Below are 16,984 nucleotides of genomic sequence, written 5' to 3'. Positions count from 1 at the left end.
AAGGGTCTACGCACGTCTCGCCTGCCTTTGGGTGCGGCCTACCGCACTATGCGCGCCGGACGACAGACGTAAGAATCTGTAGGCCCTACAATCGCTTCAATCACGACTCGAGGATACGTTCGATGCGCACCACCCGTTCTTCCGGGGCCATGACCCTGCTCACCGAAATCGACGATGCGAGCGGCCGCGAGGTGCGTTCGCTACGGCTTGAGACGACAGAAGACGGCAAGAGCATTCTTCTGATCGAAGTCGACGAACGCAAGCCAGGCATCCATCGCGAGGTGCGCTACGAAATCACGCCTGCGGAGTTGATCGCGGCCATCCGCGCACACGGCGCGGAATTGCCTGGCGAGCAGCACGCACGCTGAACACGCTGACACAATTTCTTCATCTTGCGCTCACGGCCGCATTACCTGCCGGCCGCGAGCGCGTCGGAACCGCTTCAGAACACACTAAACGGCACTGTCACGAACACACGGTATTCCTGATTCCCGCTATCGGACGTATAGGCCGAGCCGACGTGCCACTCCGCGATGACCGTCACCTTCGCGTTCTTGAAGCGGCCGCTCTGCACGACGTATGACGGAATGAAGCCGAACTCGTGATGCCTTCCGTGCACGGGCTGGCCGTTCTTGAAGTAGATCGAGCTGAAGGCCGGACCATTCGGGCCGAAGCGATTGGCGAATGCCGAACCGTCGCTACCCCACCCCTGCTGCCCCCACACCATCGCCGAAAAACCCGGCAGTCCCGCATATTTGCCGTCGAACGTGTAGCGCAATTGCAGCGATTGTTCATGCGGCGCGTTGTAATCGACGTCCATCGAGTTCACGAGGTAGACACCGGCCGTCTCGTTGACGTAATCGAAGAACTGATCTCCGAAAATCTTCTGGTAGCCGACGAGCAGCGCATGTGGCCCGTGCTGTGCTTGAAGCGACAAGCTGTACGCATTGTTGTCGATCGGCCCTTGCAGCGAGGAACCCGTGTCGTGCGTGGAGTAGAGGTTGCCGAAGCCGGTCAGCCGCACCGAGTCGACACGGCCGATGCTGTGCTGAATCGAGCCATAGTATTGGCGCCACACATCGTCGGCTTGATCGGCGTACAGCGACAACGAGCCGTCGGGCGAGTAGTCCCACGTGCCGCCCACATAACTGAGCCGCTTGAACGACACACCACCATATGACGTCGTCATGTCAGTCAGATTCGTGTGCCCGCGCGCATTGACCTTCGTGAACGTGCCCGCCTGCAGCGCCAGGTGCTCGACTTCGCGGCTCAACACCGATGCGCCGAGGAACGTCGGTGGCAACGCACGGTTGTCGTGCGGCTCGAGGAACGGATTGTAGACGTCCTGCAAACCGTACTTGAGGACCGTCTCCGAGACGCGTGCCTTCACGTCGTAGCGCCCCGGGTAGCCCCACGCGAGTTGATTCGAGCCGCCGCCGTCCTTGCCGACGTGCACCATGTTGCGTGCGCCGACGCCGCCATCGAGCTTGAACGCGCCGAACAACGACGCGTCGGCACCGAAGCCGATCGGCCCTTGCGTGAAGCCCGATTCGAAGTTCGCCTGCAGCCCCAGCACCCAAGCATGCCGGTGATTGGAGCCGACGCTGTGAAAGTAATCGGTGTAATTGCGGAACTCCAGGTTCAAATGACTATCGGCGACGAGCCCTTTGCTTTGCGCCTGGCTCGAACGCGGCGCGGGCGGTTTCGGCGCGAGGGTCGATTCGGTCGTGATGACCCCGCTCGGCGTCGTCGCTTCCTGCGCGAGCTTGGTGCCTGGGCGCACCTGGCCCGGTGTGGGTGTCGGCGTGGGCGCGGTTGCGGGGGTCGTCACAAACTGCGTAGGTGGAGCGGGCGGTGCTTCCTGTGCCTGTGCAACGAACGTAGTACCTGCAAGAACGGGAAGACCGAGGCTCAACGCCAAGCGCCGCGATTGCGCGGCGCACGAGTTGTTTTTGTGCATGGAAGTCTCTGCTTTTGAGGTGTGAATGAACACCGTTCGCCGCTTGCCGAGCGGCGAACGTCCGCGTTCGTCCGCACGAAAGAAGCGGACGAACGTTTCCCTCGGCGCGGCTCGAGCCGCACCGATAGAACCGGTCACTGCGAAGGGGGGAGGCGCGCCTGCACGCGCCTGGGGATTAGCGCGTGCCTTACGTCAGCGGACGCCTCGCGTCGGCGGGTGCCTTACGTCAACCCGCGCCTGCTCGAATGCAGGCGACGCAGCTCATGGGGTTGCCGCGCACCTCGAGGGTGGGCACGACCGCCGCGCATGCCTCGATCGCTTCGGGGCAGCGCGTGCGAAAGACACAGCCGGACGGCGGCTCGAGCGGCGAGGGCAAATCGCCGTGCAGCAGTACGCGTGCACGGGCACGCTCGAGCGAGGGGTCGGGGATCGGCACGGCCGACAGCAAGGCCCGCGTATAGGGATGCTGAGGCGCGTCGTAGATGTCACGCCGCTCGCCGAACTCCATCACCCGCCCGAGATACATCACGAGCACACGAGCGCTGATCGCCTTGACGACGGCCAGGTCATGCGCCACGAACAGCATCGACAACGACAGCTCGCGCTGCAAATCGCGCAGCAGATTGACGATCTGCGCCTGAATCGACACATCGAGTGCAGAGACAGGCTCATCGCAGATGACGAGTTGCGGCTCCGCAATCAGTGCCCGCGCGATACCGATACGTTGGCACTGCCCGCCCGAAAACTCATGCGGATAGCGCGCCAGATGATGCGCATTCAAGCCCACACGCTCGAGCATCGTGCGCACGCGCGTACGCACTTCGTCGCGGCTCATGTCGGACCGATGCGTGACGAGCGGTTCGGCCACGATGCGCTCGATCGTCATGCGCGGATCGAGCGACGCGAGCGGGTCTTGAAAGATCATCTGCACACGCTGACGCAGGCGTGCCATCTCTGGCGCGGGCCGGCTCGCACCGTACACGGTTTCCATGCCCAGCCAGCGGATGCTGCCGCTCGTGACCGGCGCCAGCCCGACGATCGCGCGGGCCAGCGTGGACTTGCCGCAGCCCGATTCGCCGACGAGACCGACGGTCTCGCCGCGGCGCACCTCGAAGCTCACACCATCGACCGCGCGCAGCAACGCCTTGTGCCGCCAAACGGCCCAAGGCCCTGCGTCGCGCTTCACAGGAAAATGCACTTTCAAATCGCGCACCGTCAGCAACGTCTTGTCGTGCGAGGTGCGCGCAGGGTCTTGCTGCGGGTTCATCAACGAATCTCCTCCGCAATAACGGCGACGGGGCGGTGGCAAGCGCGCAGCGAGCCCGACTGCCCGCCCCACGCCTGAAGCGTTGGACGCGTGCCGGTGCAGCGATCCTGCGCATAAGGGCAACGCTTGGCGAACGCACAACCGGCTGGCGCCTCGCCAGGCATCGGCGGGTTGCCCGCGATCGTGACGAGCGGCGCATCGCCGGCATCGTCAAGGCGCGGCAGCGCATTCATGAGGCCGATCGTGTACGGATGCGTAGGAGACGCGAACAACTGCGCCGCACTCGCCTGCTCGACCGTGCGGCCCGCATACATCACCATCACGTCGTCACACAGCCCCGCCACCACGCCCATGTCATGGGTGATCAGGATGATTGCCGTATCGCGCTCGCGGTTCAGCTCGCGCAACAGATCGACGATCTGCGCCTGCACGGTCACGTCGAGCGCCGTCGTCGGCTCGTCCGCAATCAGAATGCGCGGCTCGGTCACGAGCGCCATGGCGATCGTCACGCGCTGACGCATGCCGCCCGAGAACTCATGCGGATACATGCCGATGCGGCGCGCGGCGTCGGGAATGTGCACGCGTTCGAGCGCTTCGATCGCGCGCTTGCGTGCCTCGCGCCGCGACATCTTGCGATGCAGTTGCAACGGCTCGGTCATTTGTCGTTCGATCGTGAGGAACGGATTGAGCGAGGTCATCGGATCCTGAAAGACGATGGCGATGCGGTTGCCGCGCAAGGTGTTCAGCGCGCGCCGATGCATCACGAGCAAGTCTTGTCCCTCGTAGCGAGCCTTGCCGCCGACTGTGGCATTCGACGCGAGCAGCCCGAGCAGCGCAAGCACCGTCTGGCTCTTGCCCGAGCCCGACTCGCCGACGATGCCGAGCGTACGGCCCGCCTCGAGCGCGAAAGACACATCGTCGACCGCCTGCACGGGCGGCCCATCGCGGCGCGTAAAGCGCACGCTCAACTGTTCGACTTCGAGTAGAGCCATGTCAGCGGTCCTTCGGATCGAGTGCGTCGCGCAAGCCATCGCCGACGAAGTTCACGCAATACAGCGTCACGCACAGCATCAGGGCGGGACACAGCAGCAGCCACGGCATCGCCTCGAGCTTTTGCGCACCGTCTTCGATCAGCACACCCCAGCTCGTCATCGGCTCCTGCACGCCGAGGCCCAGGAACGACAGCACGGATTCCGTCAAGACGATGCCGGGCACCATGACCGTCGCATACACGACGACGACGCCCACCAGGTTCGGCACGATATGGCGCACGACGATCGACGACGGCGCGACGCCGATCGCCTTGGCCGCATCGACGAACTCGCGCGTGCGCAGCGACAACGTTTGCCCGCGTACGACACGTGCCATGTCGAGCCACGAGAACGCGCTGATCGTCAGCACCACCAGATAGAACGCGCGACCGAACAGCGTCATCATGAGGATCGCGATCAGCATGTACGGAATCGCGTACATCATGTCGACGATACGCATCATCACCGAGTCGGTCCGTCCTCCGAAGTAACCGGCACAGGCGCCATAGGCCACGCCGATCACACCCGCGACGAGCGTACCGAGCAAGCCGACCTGCAGCGACACGCGTCCGCCGACGAGCGTGCGCACGAGCAGATCTCGGCCAAGTTCGTCGGTACCGAACCAGTGTCCGCCCAGCAAGGTGGGCGCAACGCTGATCGCCGACCAGTCGCTTTCGCTCGGATCGTGCCCGAGCAGCAGCGGCCCGACATAACACGCGAGCACGATCAACACGAGGACGGCAAGACTCACCAGCGCGGCACCGTTGCGCATGAAGCGCCGCATAGCGAGCGCGAGCGGACTGCGCGCACGCGGCACGCTCTCTGCGCCAGATTGCGCATCGAATAGGTTGGAAGTAGGCTGACTCATGATCAGTAACGGATGCGTGGGTCGAGCAACGCGTAGGCGAGGTCGACGAGCAGGTTGAACAAAACGGCGACGACCGTCGTGAGCACGACGAGGCCCAGCACAAGCGTGTAATCGCGGTTGATCGCGCCGTTGACGACTAGCTGCCCGAGGCCCGGCAGCGAGAACACCGATTCGGTGACGATCGCGGAGGTGACCGACGAGATCGCGATCGTGCCTAGCAACGACACGACCGGCATCAGCGCGGGCTTCAACGCGTGGCGCACCACGATCACATGCCCCGGCAGGCCCTTGGCGCGTGCCGTACGAATGAAGTTGCTCGAGAGCACTTCGATCATGCTGGCGCGCATCACGCGCCCGATCGTCGAGACGTTGATGATGACGAGCAACGCGATGGGCAGCACGCGATAGCGCCAGCCGCCCTCGCCCCAACCGCCGGCGGGCAGCCAGCCGTGGCCATTGCCCGCCTTGAGCAGAATCGCGAACACCCACACGAGCACGGGCCCCAGCACGAACGGCGGCACGACATTGCCGACGTTGCCGAGCAGCATGACGAAGCGGTCCACGATGCTGTCGCGCCGGACCGCTGCGACCACACCGAGCAACACGCCCAGCACGAGTGAGATCGGCACCGACACGCCGCCCACGCCGAGGCTCACAGGCAGCGCCTTGGCGACGAGATCGTTGACGGTCCAGTCGACGTAGCGATAGGACGCCCCGAGATCGCCGTGCAGCAGCGCCCACAGGTACAGCAGGTACTGGCGCCAGAGCGGTGCATTCAAGTGATACTTCGCATCGAGATTGGCGAGTGCCGCAGCGGATAGCTGCTTCTCCGAATCGAACGGGCCACCTGGTGTCAGATGCAGCAGCAGATAGCAGACGGTGATGACGCCGACGATCGTGGGGATTGCCCACAATGTGCGCCGTAGCGTATAAGCCAGCATCGCGTCCTCGCGCTCAGTGCTTGATGATGTACATGTCTTGCGACGCGCGCTGATCGACGTAGTTGGTCAGCGTATAGCCGCCAACGTACGGCTTGACCAGCCGGTCCGCCGAATACTGGAAGAGCGGGATCATCGGGTAGTCGCGCATCGCGAGCTCGTGGGCCTGCGTCAGCAGCGCGGCGCGCTTGCCGTCGTCGAGCTGGCGATTGGCTTCACCCATCAGCGCATCCACTTTCGGGTTGCAGTAGTGCTGATCGTTCTGGATGCCGCCGCAACGCAGCAGATCGAAGTACGACATCGCGTCGTTGAAGTCGACGAACCAGCCGTCGCGCGAGGCCTGTACCTTGCCTTCGTGTCGCTCCTTGAGCAGCACTTTGTATTCGACGTTCTCGAGCTTCACGTTCACGCCGAGCTTCGTGTGCCATTCGGAAACCGCGAACAGCGCCACCTTCTTGTGCAGGTCGTTCGTGTTGTAGGTCAGCGTGAACGTAAGCGGCTTGGCGTCGGAATAGCCGGCCTCCTTCATCAGATTGCGTGCGTATTCGACACGCTTGCCCATCGGCCAGCTTGCCCATTCCGGCACGAACGGCGCCGCCCCTTTGGTGCCCTTCGAGATCAGGCCGTACATCGGCAGCTCGCCCGACTGCAGCAACTTCGAGGTCAGCAAGTCGCGATCCAGCACCATCGACAGCGCCTGGCGGACACGTCGATCTTTGAACAGGGGATCATCGTTGTTCAAGCTGTAATAGTAGGTCGCGATTTGCAGCCCCGTGCGCAGCTCGCCGCCGAACTGCCTCGCAACGAGGTTGTAGATGCCCGACGGAATCTGGTACGTGTAGTCGAACTGACCGGCCTGATACATGCGCATGGCCGTTTCGTCGTCCTCGATCGGTATGTAAGTCACCCGTGAAATCGCGACGCTTCGTGCATTCCAATAGTCGCCGTTCTTGACCAGCACGACATGGTTGTTCGGCTGCCAGTCAGCCAGCGTGAAGGCCCCGTTGCTGACGAGCTTGTGCGGGCGGGTCCACTCGTCGCCGCCCTTGACGACCGCGTCCTTGTTGACGGGCGCCATCGTCGCCATTGCGGCGAGCTCGGGAAAGAATGCAGCGGCCACCTCTGTCTTCACTTCGAGCGTGCGCGCGTCGATCGCGCGTACGCCAAGGCTGGAAGGCGGAAGCTTGCCGGCCACGATCGCCTTGCCGTTCTTGACGAATTCGACGAGCACGGTATATTTCGAGCCCGTTTTCGGATCGACGACGCGCTGCCACGCATAGACGAAATCAGCCGCCGTCACAGGCTGCCCGTTGCTCCACTTGGAATCGCCGCGCAGCTTGAAGACCCAGGTATCGGGTGCCGTACGCGTCCATGACTGCGCAACGCCAGGCACGATCCTGCCGGTCGCATCGATGCGCGTCAGCCCTTCGAACAGGTCGAGCCCAATCGTATTGCCGGTCCACGATTCGATATGCGCGGGGTCGAGCGATTCGACTTCGCCCGGCACCTGCCGAGTCAATTCCTGAACGGGCGCGAGACTGACGTTGGAGGGAATGTCGACGGCCAGGGCGGGAACGGTGCAGGCACAGGCGAGCGCCGTCAGCGCCGCCGCAAGAATGTGGGTGGCTTTCATGGGTTTAGGAATGGCGAATGGATTGTGACGACGATGCAACCGGTAAATTGCATGCCGCATCAAAACACGAGCCTATTTTTGTGTGCAGCTAGCAAGAATGGGAGGGGATTTAATGCCCTCGGACGCACTGAAACGCTTGTCGGGATCGATGCGGCGCATGTGATTGGACGAGTGTTTCGGGCTAGCCCAGTAGGCCGTTTTTCGATCGTCACCTCGTGATTACTTGGTTCCCCGAACTTTATGGTCGGCTGGCGCCGAATGCCACGTGGTGATTCGATTTCACGCTCCGACACGGGTAGACGTAGTGGTATCGTCACGATCGATTTCTATTAAAGCGCCAGATCAACTTATAAAAGATATATTCACTTCGCGTGAAAACCATAAAATCATTCGTTCACAACCATTTAAAGCAATTTTCTGGACCCTGGGGCATCCCCTGAGTGACGCCTGGTTTTCTAGCGGAGAAAATCGCGCGCGGCATTATTTTTGTGTCTCTGTCATGCATGCGATTGGTGACAGTGGCCCGGTTCTTCACGCGTATCATGCGCGCTACCCGCGCCAACGTCGTTGTTCGGCCTGCTCAGCCGCGCGCACAACGCCCGGCGGCAGTCTTTCAACAATTGGGAGAAGTACTAGATGAACACATCGGTATCGTCGCAACGAAGATCGTTCACCACGATCTTTTTGATCGAAATGTGGGAGCGGTTCGGCTATTACGGCATGGCGGCGCTGCTCGTGCTGTTCATGGTCGAGCGTGTCGGATTCAGCGACGCGCGCGCCAACCTGACGTGGGGCGCCTTTACCGCGCTCGTCTACACAGCGCCCTCGGTCGGCGGCTGGATCGGCGACAAGGTGTTGGGCTCACGTCGCACGATGCTGTTCGGTGCGATCGTGCTCTCGATCGGCTATGCCATGCTCGCACTGCCTAACGACAGCCTTTCGTTCATGTACGTGGCGCTCGGCGTGATCGTCGTCGGCAACGGGCTGTTCAAGGCCAACTCGGCCAACCTCGTGCGCCGCATCTATGAGGGCGACGATGCCCGCATCGATAGCGCCTTCACGATCTACTACATGGCCGTCAACATCGGCTCGACGATCTCGATGCTCGCGACGCCTTGGATCAAGGATCACTGGGGCTGGCACACCGCATTCGCCGTGTGCGCCGCGGGCATGATGCTCGGCGTGCTCAACTTCCTCTTGCGCTATCGCTCGCTGATGCATGTGGGTACGCCCCCCGACAACGAGCCGATCGTTTGGTCGCGCGTGGTCGCCGTGATCGCAGGCGGTGCCGTATTGGGGCTTGCGACGATGTTCATTCTGGGTCACAAGGCGCTTGCGGTTGCGTGCGTCTACGCCGCCGCGGTCGCGATCCTCGTCATTTTCGGCTACATGCTCGCGAAGTGCGACCGGTCGGAGCGCGCAGGCCTCATCGCCGCGCTCGTGCTCGTCGCGCAATCGATCCTGTTCTTCATCTTCTATCAGCAGCAGTCGACGTCGCTGACATTGTTCGCGCTGCGCAATGTCGATCCGGTGTTCTCGCTGTTCGGTGTCCAACTGTTCACGTGGAGTGCGGCTCAGTTTCAAGCACTCAATCCGATCTGGATCATGATGCTGAGCCCGGTGCTCGCATTTCTCTACACGCGGCTCGCGCGCGGTAGAGGCGACCTCAGCGTGGCTGCGAAGTTCGCGTTGGGTTTCGTTGCGGTGGCGGTCGGGTTCTTTATCTATGCGGTGGGTGGGCGCTATGCCGTGGATGGCCGTGTGTCGTCATGGTTCATGGTGGGCGGTTATGGCTTGAACTCGCTAGGTGAATTGCTCGTGAGCGGTCTTGGCCTGGCGATGGTGGCTCGCTATATTCCGGCTCGCATGGGCGGTTTCATGATGGGGGCGTATTTTGTCGCTACGGGTGTGTCGCAGTATTTGGGCAGCGTTGTAGCGAATCTTGCGCAATTGCCGTCGGGCAATCTCAGCGCGGTGGAATCGCTGCCGCTTTATACGAAGCTGTTTGCTGAGCTTGGCTGGCTCGCTACGGCCGGCGCCGTCGTGTCGTTGCTGTTGCTGCCGTACATGCGCAAGCTGTCGAACGAGCATCGGCGTTGCGTTGAAGAGAGTGCTACGGCCCAGAGTGTGTTGGCCACCGAATAAGGCTGGTGTGACGGCTTAGCGCCGTCGATATCGACAAGCGCCCCGCGACAACGAGTTGTCGCGGTTTTTTTTGGTTCTTCGCGGATTCACGGGAAGACAGGCCCAAAAGGGACGCAGTGACAGAACCTTTTCTGGGAAGGCCTTACTGCCTTCAAAGTTGAACGCGAGCGCGGCGCGACACACATCACGTCGTTGCCCGACGAGGCGCAGCCAGCGCGGTGCTCGGGCTGCGGTTCAAACAGCGAGGGCGTACACGACCAAGGCTGGCGTACGATCCGCGATTTGTCGATGCTGGGGAATGCAGTATGGCTGCGCTTGCGTTTGCGGCGAGTTCGGTGCGCCGCCTGCGGCCCGCGCATGGAGCGAGCGCGCTGGCAGGAACGCCACGCGCCGATCTCCGCGCGCTTCGTCGGGCGCAGGTGCGATAAGCTGCCGATTGCTCACGTTTGCCAGCAGCCGGATGCCTTGCCGATGCCTGAACCGCGCCATTTGATAGTGGCAGAGTTTTCTCCGTACAAGGGCCATTGCTATACAACGGTGATCGCCAACACACGCCACGTGCAGTGGATCGGCGAAGGCCGCAGCCGTGAGGCAGTGCGCCCCTTCTTCGACGAACTGGGTTAGCACCGCTGCGCACGCATCGAGGCAACCACGACGGACATGAACACGGCCTTCGATCTGGAGATATAGGCGCATTGTCCCAATGTCCGCATCGTCTACGATCTGTTCGATGTGATCGCCAAATACTGCCGGGAATTCGTCGACCGGATACGTGCGGACCAAGCGAACCGGTTCATGCAGGAAGGCCCGCTGGCTGCTGCTTCGCAACCCGACAAAAAGTCAACACACCTGTCTCGCCCCCCTGGTTGCCGTCATAGCCGAATTGCCCAGCCTGTTTCTTGAATGGCGAGGCCGCAGCCCCGATTTTGCTGTGTGTATGGTTGTTTTCTATATCGGCTCCTTGTTTTTGTAGTTGGTGAGCCATACGTGTGATATTGAAACCAGGGGACTTGGAGCGGCCAAAGAATATCGGGTATCACCCGATAGCGCGATAAAGGTTGATCTTGTCTGCCTCTCGCTTTTCGTCCGACTCCGCCTACCTATACCGATTTTTTGGGAAGCATATGTCCCAACAAGCGGCAAATTTAAGGAATTTCCCCACTCCTCGAAGCCGTTGCGTCCGACATACGTTTTGGCTACCTCTATCAACAGGGGCTGGTCAAGAGGAACGTTGTGATTTTGGTGCCATACTGTGGAATAATCATCAAAACCCTGACGGAACGTCATAGGAGACCAGAATATGACAGCACTAGTCCCTCAACCGCCAGCACCTCTGTTGCCGGCGCTCCCCGATACGATTCTACCCGGATTGTCCGCGCTCACGACCGCGCTAGGCATTCCACGAACGGTGTTGGCCAGCGATGAGGAAATCAGCTATGCATGGAGGGATTTACCCCGAGAATTAAAAGAAATTCCCGCCCCGTTACGTGGAGAACTGGTTGCGAGAATGTGCGTTGCAGTCAGTACCGGGCTGTTCGACGGGGCAATGAACTATATATGGAATGCCGCCATTCTTCAGCTTCGAGCGAAGGTTCGGAATTTCGGTCTCCCTATCGTCGCGCAGATTGTCCAGAGCGACTTCGAAGAAAAGCATTTGCTTGAACTCCAAGATAGCAAGCTATTGGAGCTATGCTTGAAGTTGAACTTGGTCGACGAAGACGGATTCTTTTTCCTTGACCAGTGCAGGGACGTGAGGAACAACTTTTCGGCTGCCCACCCGACGCTCGGTACGGTAAACGATCGTGAATTTACGACATTCCTTAATCGGTGTGTACGGTATGCGCTGGCTGACGCCTCGTCACCAAAGGGCGTGGACATTAGCGCATTCATTTCTGCAGTCAAGGGCGCTCGCTTCAACGGAACGCAGCTTACTGTTTGGGTCGAACGCCTGAGCGCAACGCACGACGCGCAGCGGCAGATGCTTGTTGGCATGGCACACGGTATCTACTGCGACCCGAACACTCCGGAACCTCCTCGTCTCAATTCGCTCGACGTCTGTAATGCGCTCAAAGCAGGTTTCACTGCTGCCGTGCGGTCGGATTTAATCAATCGTCACAGTGAGTATGCCGCGAAAGGTGACGAACCCCGACACACTGCGTCGCTGCAGTTCTTCGAGAAGCTTGGCCTACTAACGCTGCTGAACGAATCTGAGCAGCACACGGTCTTTGTCAAGGCGATCGACCGGCTGTGGAATGTTCATAACGGCATGAACAACTTCTACAACGAACCTCCGTTTGCCGAACGACTTCACGAGCTATCGCAGCAGGGTGCAGTGCCGGAGACTGCACAGGAGCAATTTGTTGAGACGATTGTATGCTGCTATATCGGCAACGGATACGGGGTGTGCTGGGCTGCCGAAAGCAACTATCAAAGCATGATTCGGGCGTTTTCGCCGCGTGAAATCGCGACAATGATTCGACTCGCCACATCGAATGGCAACGTGCTTGGTCGACGTGTAGGCAGCGTCACCGCTTGTCGCACACGGTTCAAAGCGGCGCTTGGCTTTATCGATCCTGCAAGCGTTCCGAACGGGGTCCGCGCCGATTACGACAACTTCCTTAGATAGTCCGCTTACATCTTTGCGCTGGGGCGTCAAGTTCGCCCCGGTAGCCGGGACACATCGACCTTTTTCCTTAACCGGAACTTTCATGCGTCTACGCCTAGCACCGGGCAACAATTGAGCAATCGTTATTGCATTTCAGTTTTCCTTATTGCCAAGACCACATCCCAGTCTGCGGGTTTATTTTCGTATGCTTATGCTACAAATCCTTCATTTATCGTCACTGTTACCAGCGCAGTTAATTTTGATGCGCCGCACTTTCTGCGTGACAGCGCCAGTGGCGCTCTGCGAAGCTTGCGAGAATTGGAAGACTGATAGCGCTTAACATAAAAAATCTCGCAAGAAAATGTCGCGAAGCAATCTCGATGCGCAGGCACAAACTAAAAATTAAGGTAGTAAGCTATTCCCCGCTGCCAACCGACCAAATAGAGCGACATCCACTAAATAAATCTCACCCTTCATTTTTTCCCCTCTTCTTGACGGACTTAGCGATTTCCTCAAACGCAAGAACAGGTATTTTGTTAGTTACAATGCAACCACTCTTTCCGGCAGCTTTGACCGCAATTACAACCGAGTTCTTTTGCGACTCTTCGAGAGAACGGCCTTTCGTCGGGTTCGCCTCTTTGACATGGCTCAGCGCTTTGTTCGCCGCCAACTCCTTCCCGTCTGCCGAGACAATCATTTCCAAAACGTGCGGGCGATCCAGCGTTTGCACGTACACCTTGTACAGTTTTTCAGCCATCTCCTTCCCCGTTTATTTGCGGCACCTTGGCACGGCTCATCGTATCGTGCTATGTCGATTCCTATCATAATACGTTAGATTGGTATCGGGTGTGCCTGCTCGGCACCTGCTTCTCGTTTCACCATAAGGCATGCATGACGCAAACCAATGATTTCATAGCTTTTTTTGATTGATGCAACCCCAATTTATGATGCCCTTGATCTAACGCTCAATGGCTTTTGCTTTTTACGAATTTATCTACCCCTCATCGCCAATCAAATTGACTGGCTCAGTCGAATATTTGATCGGATTTGATGACCTTCTCGTGCGTTGTGTCCCTACAATACCGGAACGCGTACACAGGTGCGCAACCGAATCCTTCATCCACTCGCAGGACGAGAATCACATGCAACTCACCAGCCAAAGCTTCCAGAACGGCCAGACGATCCCTGGCGAATTCGCGTTTGCCGTGCCAGATGCGACCTCGCGCGTTGCGCTGTCGTCGAACCGAAATCCGCATCTCGCTTGGAGCGACGTGCCCGAAGGCGCGCAGTCGTTCGTCGTGGTCTGCCACGATCCCGATGTGCCGAGCCGTGGCGACGACGTGAACCAAGTCGGACGAGAAGTGCCGGCCACGCTGCCGCGGGTCGACTTTTTCCACTGGCTGCTGCTCGACATTCCCGCTAACACCTCGGAAATTCCGGCCGGTTCGCATTCGAACGGGGTGATGCCGCGCGGCAAATCTGGCCCGGTTGCTCCCGGTGGATTGCGGCACGCCATGAATGACTACACCGGCTGGTTCGCGAGCGACGAACAGATGAAAGGGGACTACTACGGCTACGACGGTCCGTGCCCGCCGTGGAACGATGCGCTGGTGCACCGCTACGTCTTCACGGTATATGCACTCGCCACACCGACGCTCGAAGTCACGGGTCCGCTGAGCGGTGCGAATGTACGCGCGGCGCTTGAGTCGGCCCAGGTGCTCGGGCAAGCCTGCCTGACTGGGCGCTATAGCCTCAATCCCGCGATTTCGCTCGACTGAACGGCAAGCCCACGGGACTGGAGCATGGTTTCACTGCAAGCCGCCGCGGCGGAATCCGGGCGCGAGGACACCGACTGCCGCACGCATTGGCAACTGCGTTCCGGTGCACCGCTGCTGAGACGCGGTCTGTGCAGCTTGGCGCAGCCCTGTCTGGAGCAGTCACGGTACATGCCGCGCTTCCAGTTCCATGAGGCGACGGTGGTGCTCATTGCAGCGGGCCAGCTCGATCTTGATGATGGCGTCAACCGGATATCGGTTGACGCATCTTCGTCGCTCTTGCTCGTCGAACCCAACACGTGTGCCGATGTCCTGAAGACACCGGGTGGCAACGAGCAGCGCTTTCGTTCCGTTGTCCTGACAGTCCCAACAGCGCTGCTGGACACGTTTCGCCGTAGCCGTCCGTCTGCTCCGGTGGACGAATTTCGTCCCGGTCCTTTCCGGGTGATACCGCTGGACGAGGACCTTGCGTCGACGCTGCGGCTCGTTCTCGACAGCATCGATGTTCAGCGCGTAAGCGACGAACGGCTCCAGTATCGGCTAATGGACCTTCTCGCGGCGCTTGCGGAACGTGGTCATCACTTCTTCGGACAAACGGGGCTGCACGACATTTCCGTGCGCTTGCGCACCCTGATCGCCGAAGCACCGGAACAGCACTGGACGGCGCAGAAAGCCGGGCCCGCACTGGCAATGAGCGAAGCGACGCTCCGCCGACGCCTTGCAAACGAACGCTTGCGCTTCGAGGATCTGCTGATCGATGTCCGCATGCATCACGCGATGATGCTCGTGCAGACCACGTCGTGGAATATGCCGTACATCGCGCAAGCCTGTGGGTATAAGTCGAGTGCGCGCTTTGCCGAACGCTTCCGGGCGCGGTTCGGATATCTGCCGTCGGCTGTGCGGTGAAGGGTGGTGGCGCCACGATTGCTTAGGTTCTACGGTAGCAGCGGCATAGAACCCGTCGGCTTCAGCGCCGGCGATAACTCGCCCCACTCCGCCCCAGCCCCCTCGGTAAGCGATCAATCAACAATGCCACCTTGTGATGCATCGCACCGAGGCATCAATACTTCCCGAAGAGGATGTCGAGCGGATACGGCAGCGCGAGCGCTGGCATCTCGTGCCGGTAGAAATACCTGAGCGATTTCGTCTCCGCATCAGTAGGCACCCCCGTTCCGCCCTCGATCTTGCAGGCGAACAATGTCACCACGTATTCGACCTGATCTCCGTTGGGGTACCTGTAGCGAAAGGAACTGCCGCCAAACACGCCAAGCACGCTGCTCGCGCTAACCTGGTAGCCGGTTTCCTCCATCACCTCCCGAGCGACCGCTTCTTCTGGTGTCTCACCAAGCTCAATCCCGCCAGCGGGGAGGCTCCAAGGCTCACCGGATGCCTTCTCTTGCAGGAGGAGTCGTCCGTTTCCGTCATGAATCACTGCGGCCACTGAGGGACTAAGAATCAGTTCATTTCCGACTCGGCTACGTAGCCATTTGATGTAGTTTTTGTTGTCCATGATCTTGCTAAGTCAAATTCCGGTGCGTCCATATACGGTCTTTGAGGGACGCCGATTCTGAGCAGTAGGCATGGCCCGTCTCTCGATCCAGATACTACCCCTGAAACCGCAGGGTCTGCGGCAACGGCATGCCCCCAACCGCTTGGGCGCTGACTGTATCTTGCCCCCTGCAATTGATATTCGAATTTCAATATCGAAAGGTGTTGCAATACAGGCCTCATATATGATTCGCGAGCGGTCTTGCATGAAACGCAGTCGAACTCCCTTCACCATGAATTTATGCTGCTATGGCTTCTAGCTGCACGTTCAATTTTTTATCTCGCATAGCGCTTTCAAGCGTCTCCGAAACTATTGGATCAATGAGCACAACGTTCCGAAGAAAAAAGAGGTTGGCCTTCTCCGCGCATTCCTCATCAATAGCTATAGATTGAACGCCTTTGACCAAGAAGTTGTCTGGACTCTCACCACGCTCTAGTCGCTGCAGAGCGAGCAGTTTGCCGGCATATTCCGATCGCCGATAGTCAAAGCACGGGAGGCGCCGATCCATATGCACTAGAACGTACCGTTTCTCGGTGCTCTTGCCACTTAAGTAGCGTGTCTCTGCCGGAGTTGTCTGCAGATCGCTCTGATAGTACTTTAGTAGCGTCCCCAATGCCTCCGACGCAAAAAAAGCTCCTGAGGTAGTGAGAAAAAATCCGCCTTCAGCTTCCGGACGGCCTTATCCATCGTCACTGAAATGATTCGTCCAGCGACGTCGAGCGGCGCCCCTACCTGGTAGTAGCCGGCCAGCGGCGGAGTAAACGCCACATCACCATCAACATAACCGCTGTCCGGGTATTCGTGGCGAAGCAGGAAATATCTCATCGCTTTGGAATCAGAGAAACCCATTGGTCGGCCAGACCAGAACACTCAAAGGTGCGAATCCTCACTTTCCTCCTTCTCTAATTTTTTGCAACCCTTTCTCAAGGCGAGAAATATTTTCTATTTCACCACCCTTATCGATATATGCCGACCACCCTGGAACAACCTTCCTAAATAACTCCAACCCATCTCCAGTGACATTAGACATCCTTAGAACAAAATCCTCTTTCACATTACCATCAGAGTCGAACGGCTCAGCATCAATCAACAAATCATGCTCTTTAAAAAATTTTAAAAGAACAGTTGAGACTCGAATGATCTGATCACGGTATACGTCACTCTTGTTCGCCGACAAGAGCACGGGGATATTATGCAAACTGAGATCCACCTT

General features: G+C 59.3%; 17 protein-coding genes. 6 read left to right on the top strand and 11 right to left on the bottom strand.

The genetic code is table 11. The annotated features are described in order from the left end of the window. Positions 1 to 122: 122 nt before the first annotated feature. Positions 123 to 368 carry a hypothetical protein gene (locus D7S89_RS17320; protein WP_121279198.1) on the top strand — a complete coding sequence of 82 codons (246 nt, stop codon included), beginning with the start codon at positions 123 to 125 and terminating at the stop codon, positions 366 to 368. A 74-nt stretch (positions 369 to 442) separates the two neighbouring features. Here the strand turns inward: D7S89_RS17320 and D7S89_RS17315 are convergent, their stop codons facing one another. From D7S89_RS17315 to D7S89_RS17290, 6 genes are all read right to left on the bottom strand, one after another. Further along, complete coding sequence (locus D7S89_RS17315; protein WP_121279196.1) at positions 443 to 1,960, bottom strand: OprD family outer membrane porin; 1,518 nt, start codon at positions 1,958 to 1,960, stop codon at positions 443 to 445. 226 nt (positions 1,961 to 2,186) lie between these two features. Next, the gene (locus D7S89_RS17310) at positions 2,187 to 3,227 is read right to left on the bottom strand and encodes an ABC transporter ATP-binding protein (RefSeq protein ID WP_121279194.1); all 1,041 of its coding nucleotides are present in this window, start codon (positions 3,225 to 3,227) and stop codon (positions 2,187 to 2,189) included. Beyond that, on the bottom strand, positions 3,227 to 4,219 hold the full coding sequence (locus tag D7S89_RS17305; RefSeq protein WP_121279192.1) for an ABC transporter ATP-binding protein: 993 nt from the start codon (positions 4,217 to 4,219) through the stop codon (positions 3,227 to 3,229). Before D7S89_RS17305 ends, D7S89_RS17310 begins: the two co-directional genes overlap by 1 nt. A gap of 1 nt (position 4,220) precedes the next feature. Beyond that, complete coding sequence (locus D7S89_RS17300) at positions 4,221 to 5,126, bottom strand: ABC transporter permease (protein ID WP_121279190.1); 906 nt, start codon at positions 5,124 to 5,126, stop codon at positions 4,221 to 4,223. A gap of 2 nt (positions 5,127 to 5,128) precedes the next feature. Next, complete coding sequence (locus D7S89_RS17295) at positions 5,129 to 6,067, bottom strand: ABC transporter permease subunit (RefSeq protein WP_121279189.1); 939 nt, start codon at positions 6,065 to 6,067, stop codon at positions 5,129 to 5,131. 13 nt (positions 6,068 to 6,080) lie between these two features. Next, a complete protein-coding gene (locus tag D7S89_RS17290) occupies positions 6,081 to 7,697 on the bottom strand; it encodes a peptide ABC transporter substrate-binding protein (protein WP_425470830.1) in 1,617 nt (538 codons plus the stop codon). Positions 7,698 to 8,333: 636 nt separating this feature from the next. Here D7S89_RS17290 and D7S89_RS17285 point away from each other — a divergent pair. The 3 genes from D7S89_RS17285 (at position 8,334) to D7S89_RS17275 (ending at position 12,468) form a co-directional block, all read left to right on the top strand. Beyond that, positions 8,334 to 9,842: a peptide MFS transporter gene (locus D7S89_RS17285; protein ID WP_121279184.1), complete on the top strand. Its 1,509-nt coding sequence runs from the start codon at positions 8,334 to 8,336 to the stop codon at positions 9,840 to 9,842. Between the two features lie 192 nt (positions 9,843 to 10,034). Then, positions 10,035 to 10,466 (top strand): transposase family protein, encoded by a 432-nt coding sequence (locus D7S89_RS17280; protein WP_245983002.1) that lies wholly within the window; start codon positions 10,035 to 10,037, stop codon positions 10,464 to 10,466. Between the two features lie 676 nt (positions 10,467 to 11,142). Continuing rightward, the gene (locus tag D7S89_RS17275) at positions 11,143 to 12,468 is read left to right on the top strand and encodes a hypothetical protein (RefSeq protein ID WP_183085249.1); all 1,326 of its coding nucleotides are present in this window, start codon (positions 11,143 to 11,145) and stop codon (positions 12,466 to 12,468) included. A 445-nt stretch (positions 12,469 to 12,913) separates the two neighbouring features. Here D7S89_RS17275 and D7S89_RS17270 read toward each other — a convergent pair whose 3' ends face one another. Further along, a complete protein-coding gene (locus D7S89_RS17270; protein WP_121279180.1) occupies positions 12,914 to 13,204 on the bottom strand; it encodes a hypothetical protein in 291 nt (96 codons plus the stop codon). A gap of 385 nt (positions 13,205 to 13,589) precedes the next feature. On the opposite strand from D7S89_RS17270, the gene D7S89_RS17265 reads away from it, so the two are divergent. Together D7S89_RS17265 and D7S89_RS17260 are read left to right on the top strand one after the other, a co-directional pair. Then, positions 13,590 to 14,225 (top strand): YbhB/YbcL family Raf kinase inhibitor-like protein, encoded by a 636-nt coding sequence (locus D7S89_RS17265; protein ID WP_121279178.1) that lies wholly within the window; start codon positions 13,590 to 13,592, stop codon positions 14,223 to 14,225. Between the two features lie 24 nt (positions 14,226 to 14,249). Next, positions 14,250 to 15,128: an AraC family transcriptional regulator gene (locus tag D7S89_RS17260; protein ID WP_121279176.1), complete on the top strand. Its 879-nt coding sequence runs from the start codon at positions 14,250 to 14,252 to the stop codon at positions 15,126 to 15,128. Between the two features lie 154 nt (positions 15,129 to 15,282). Here D7S89_RS17260 and D7S89_RS17255 read toward each other — a convergent pair whose 3' ends face one another. The 4 genes from D7S89_RS17255 to D7S89_RS17240 all read right to left on the bottom strand — a co-directional run bounded on the left by D7S89_RS17255 (position 15,283) and on the right by D7S89_RS17240 (position 16,981). After that, positions 15,283 to 15,732: an NUDIX domain-containing protein gene (locus tag D7S89_RS17255; RefSeq protein WP_121279175.1), complete on the bottom strand. Its 450-nt coding sequence runs from the start codon at positions 15,730 to 15,732 to the stop codon at positions 15,283 to 15,285. Between the two features lie 277 nt (positions 15,733 to 16,009). After that, positions 16,010 to 16,384 carry an imm11 family protein gene (locus tag D7S89_RS28325; protein WP_121279173.1) on the bottom strand — a complete coding sequence of 125 codons (375 nt, stop codon included), beginning with the start codon at positions 16,382 to 16,384 and terminating at the stop codon, positions 16,010 to 16,012. Continuing rightward, positions 16,369 to 16,596, bottom strand: coding sequence for a hypothetical protein (locus D7S89_RS17245; protein ID WP_147426696.1), 228 nt, complete (start codon positions 16,594 to 16,596; stop codon positions 16,369 to 16,371). Before D7S89_RS17245 ends, D7S89_RS28325 begins: the two co-directional genes overlap by 16 nt. Positions 16,597 to 16,657: 61 nt before the next feature. Then, a complete protein-coding gene (locus D7S89_RS17240; RefSeq protein WP_220702168.1) occupies positions 16,658 to 16,981 on the bottom strand; it encodes a hypothetical protein in 324 nt (107 codons plus the stop codon). Positions 16,982 to 16,984: the final 3 nt, after the last annotated feature.

Source organism: Trinickia fusca (genome assembly GCF_003628145.1).
In the GTDB taxonomy this organism is placed as follows: Bacteria; Pseudomonadota; Gammaproteobacteria; order Burkholderiales; family Burkholderiaceae; genus Trinickia; species Trinickia fusca.
Note: the sequence above shows the minus strand (reverse complement) of the source record. Positions and strands in the feature narration are given on the sequence as shown.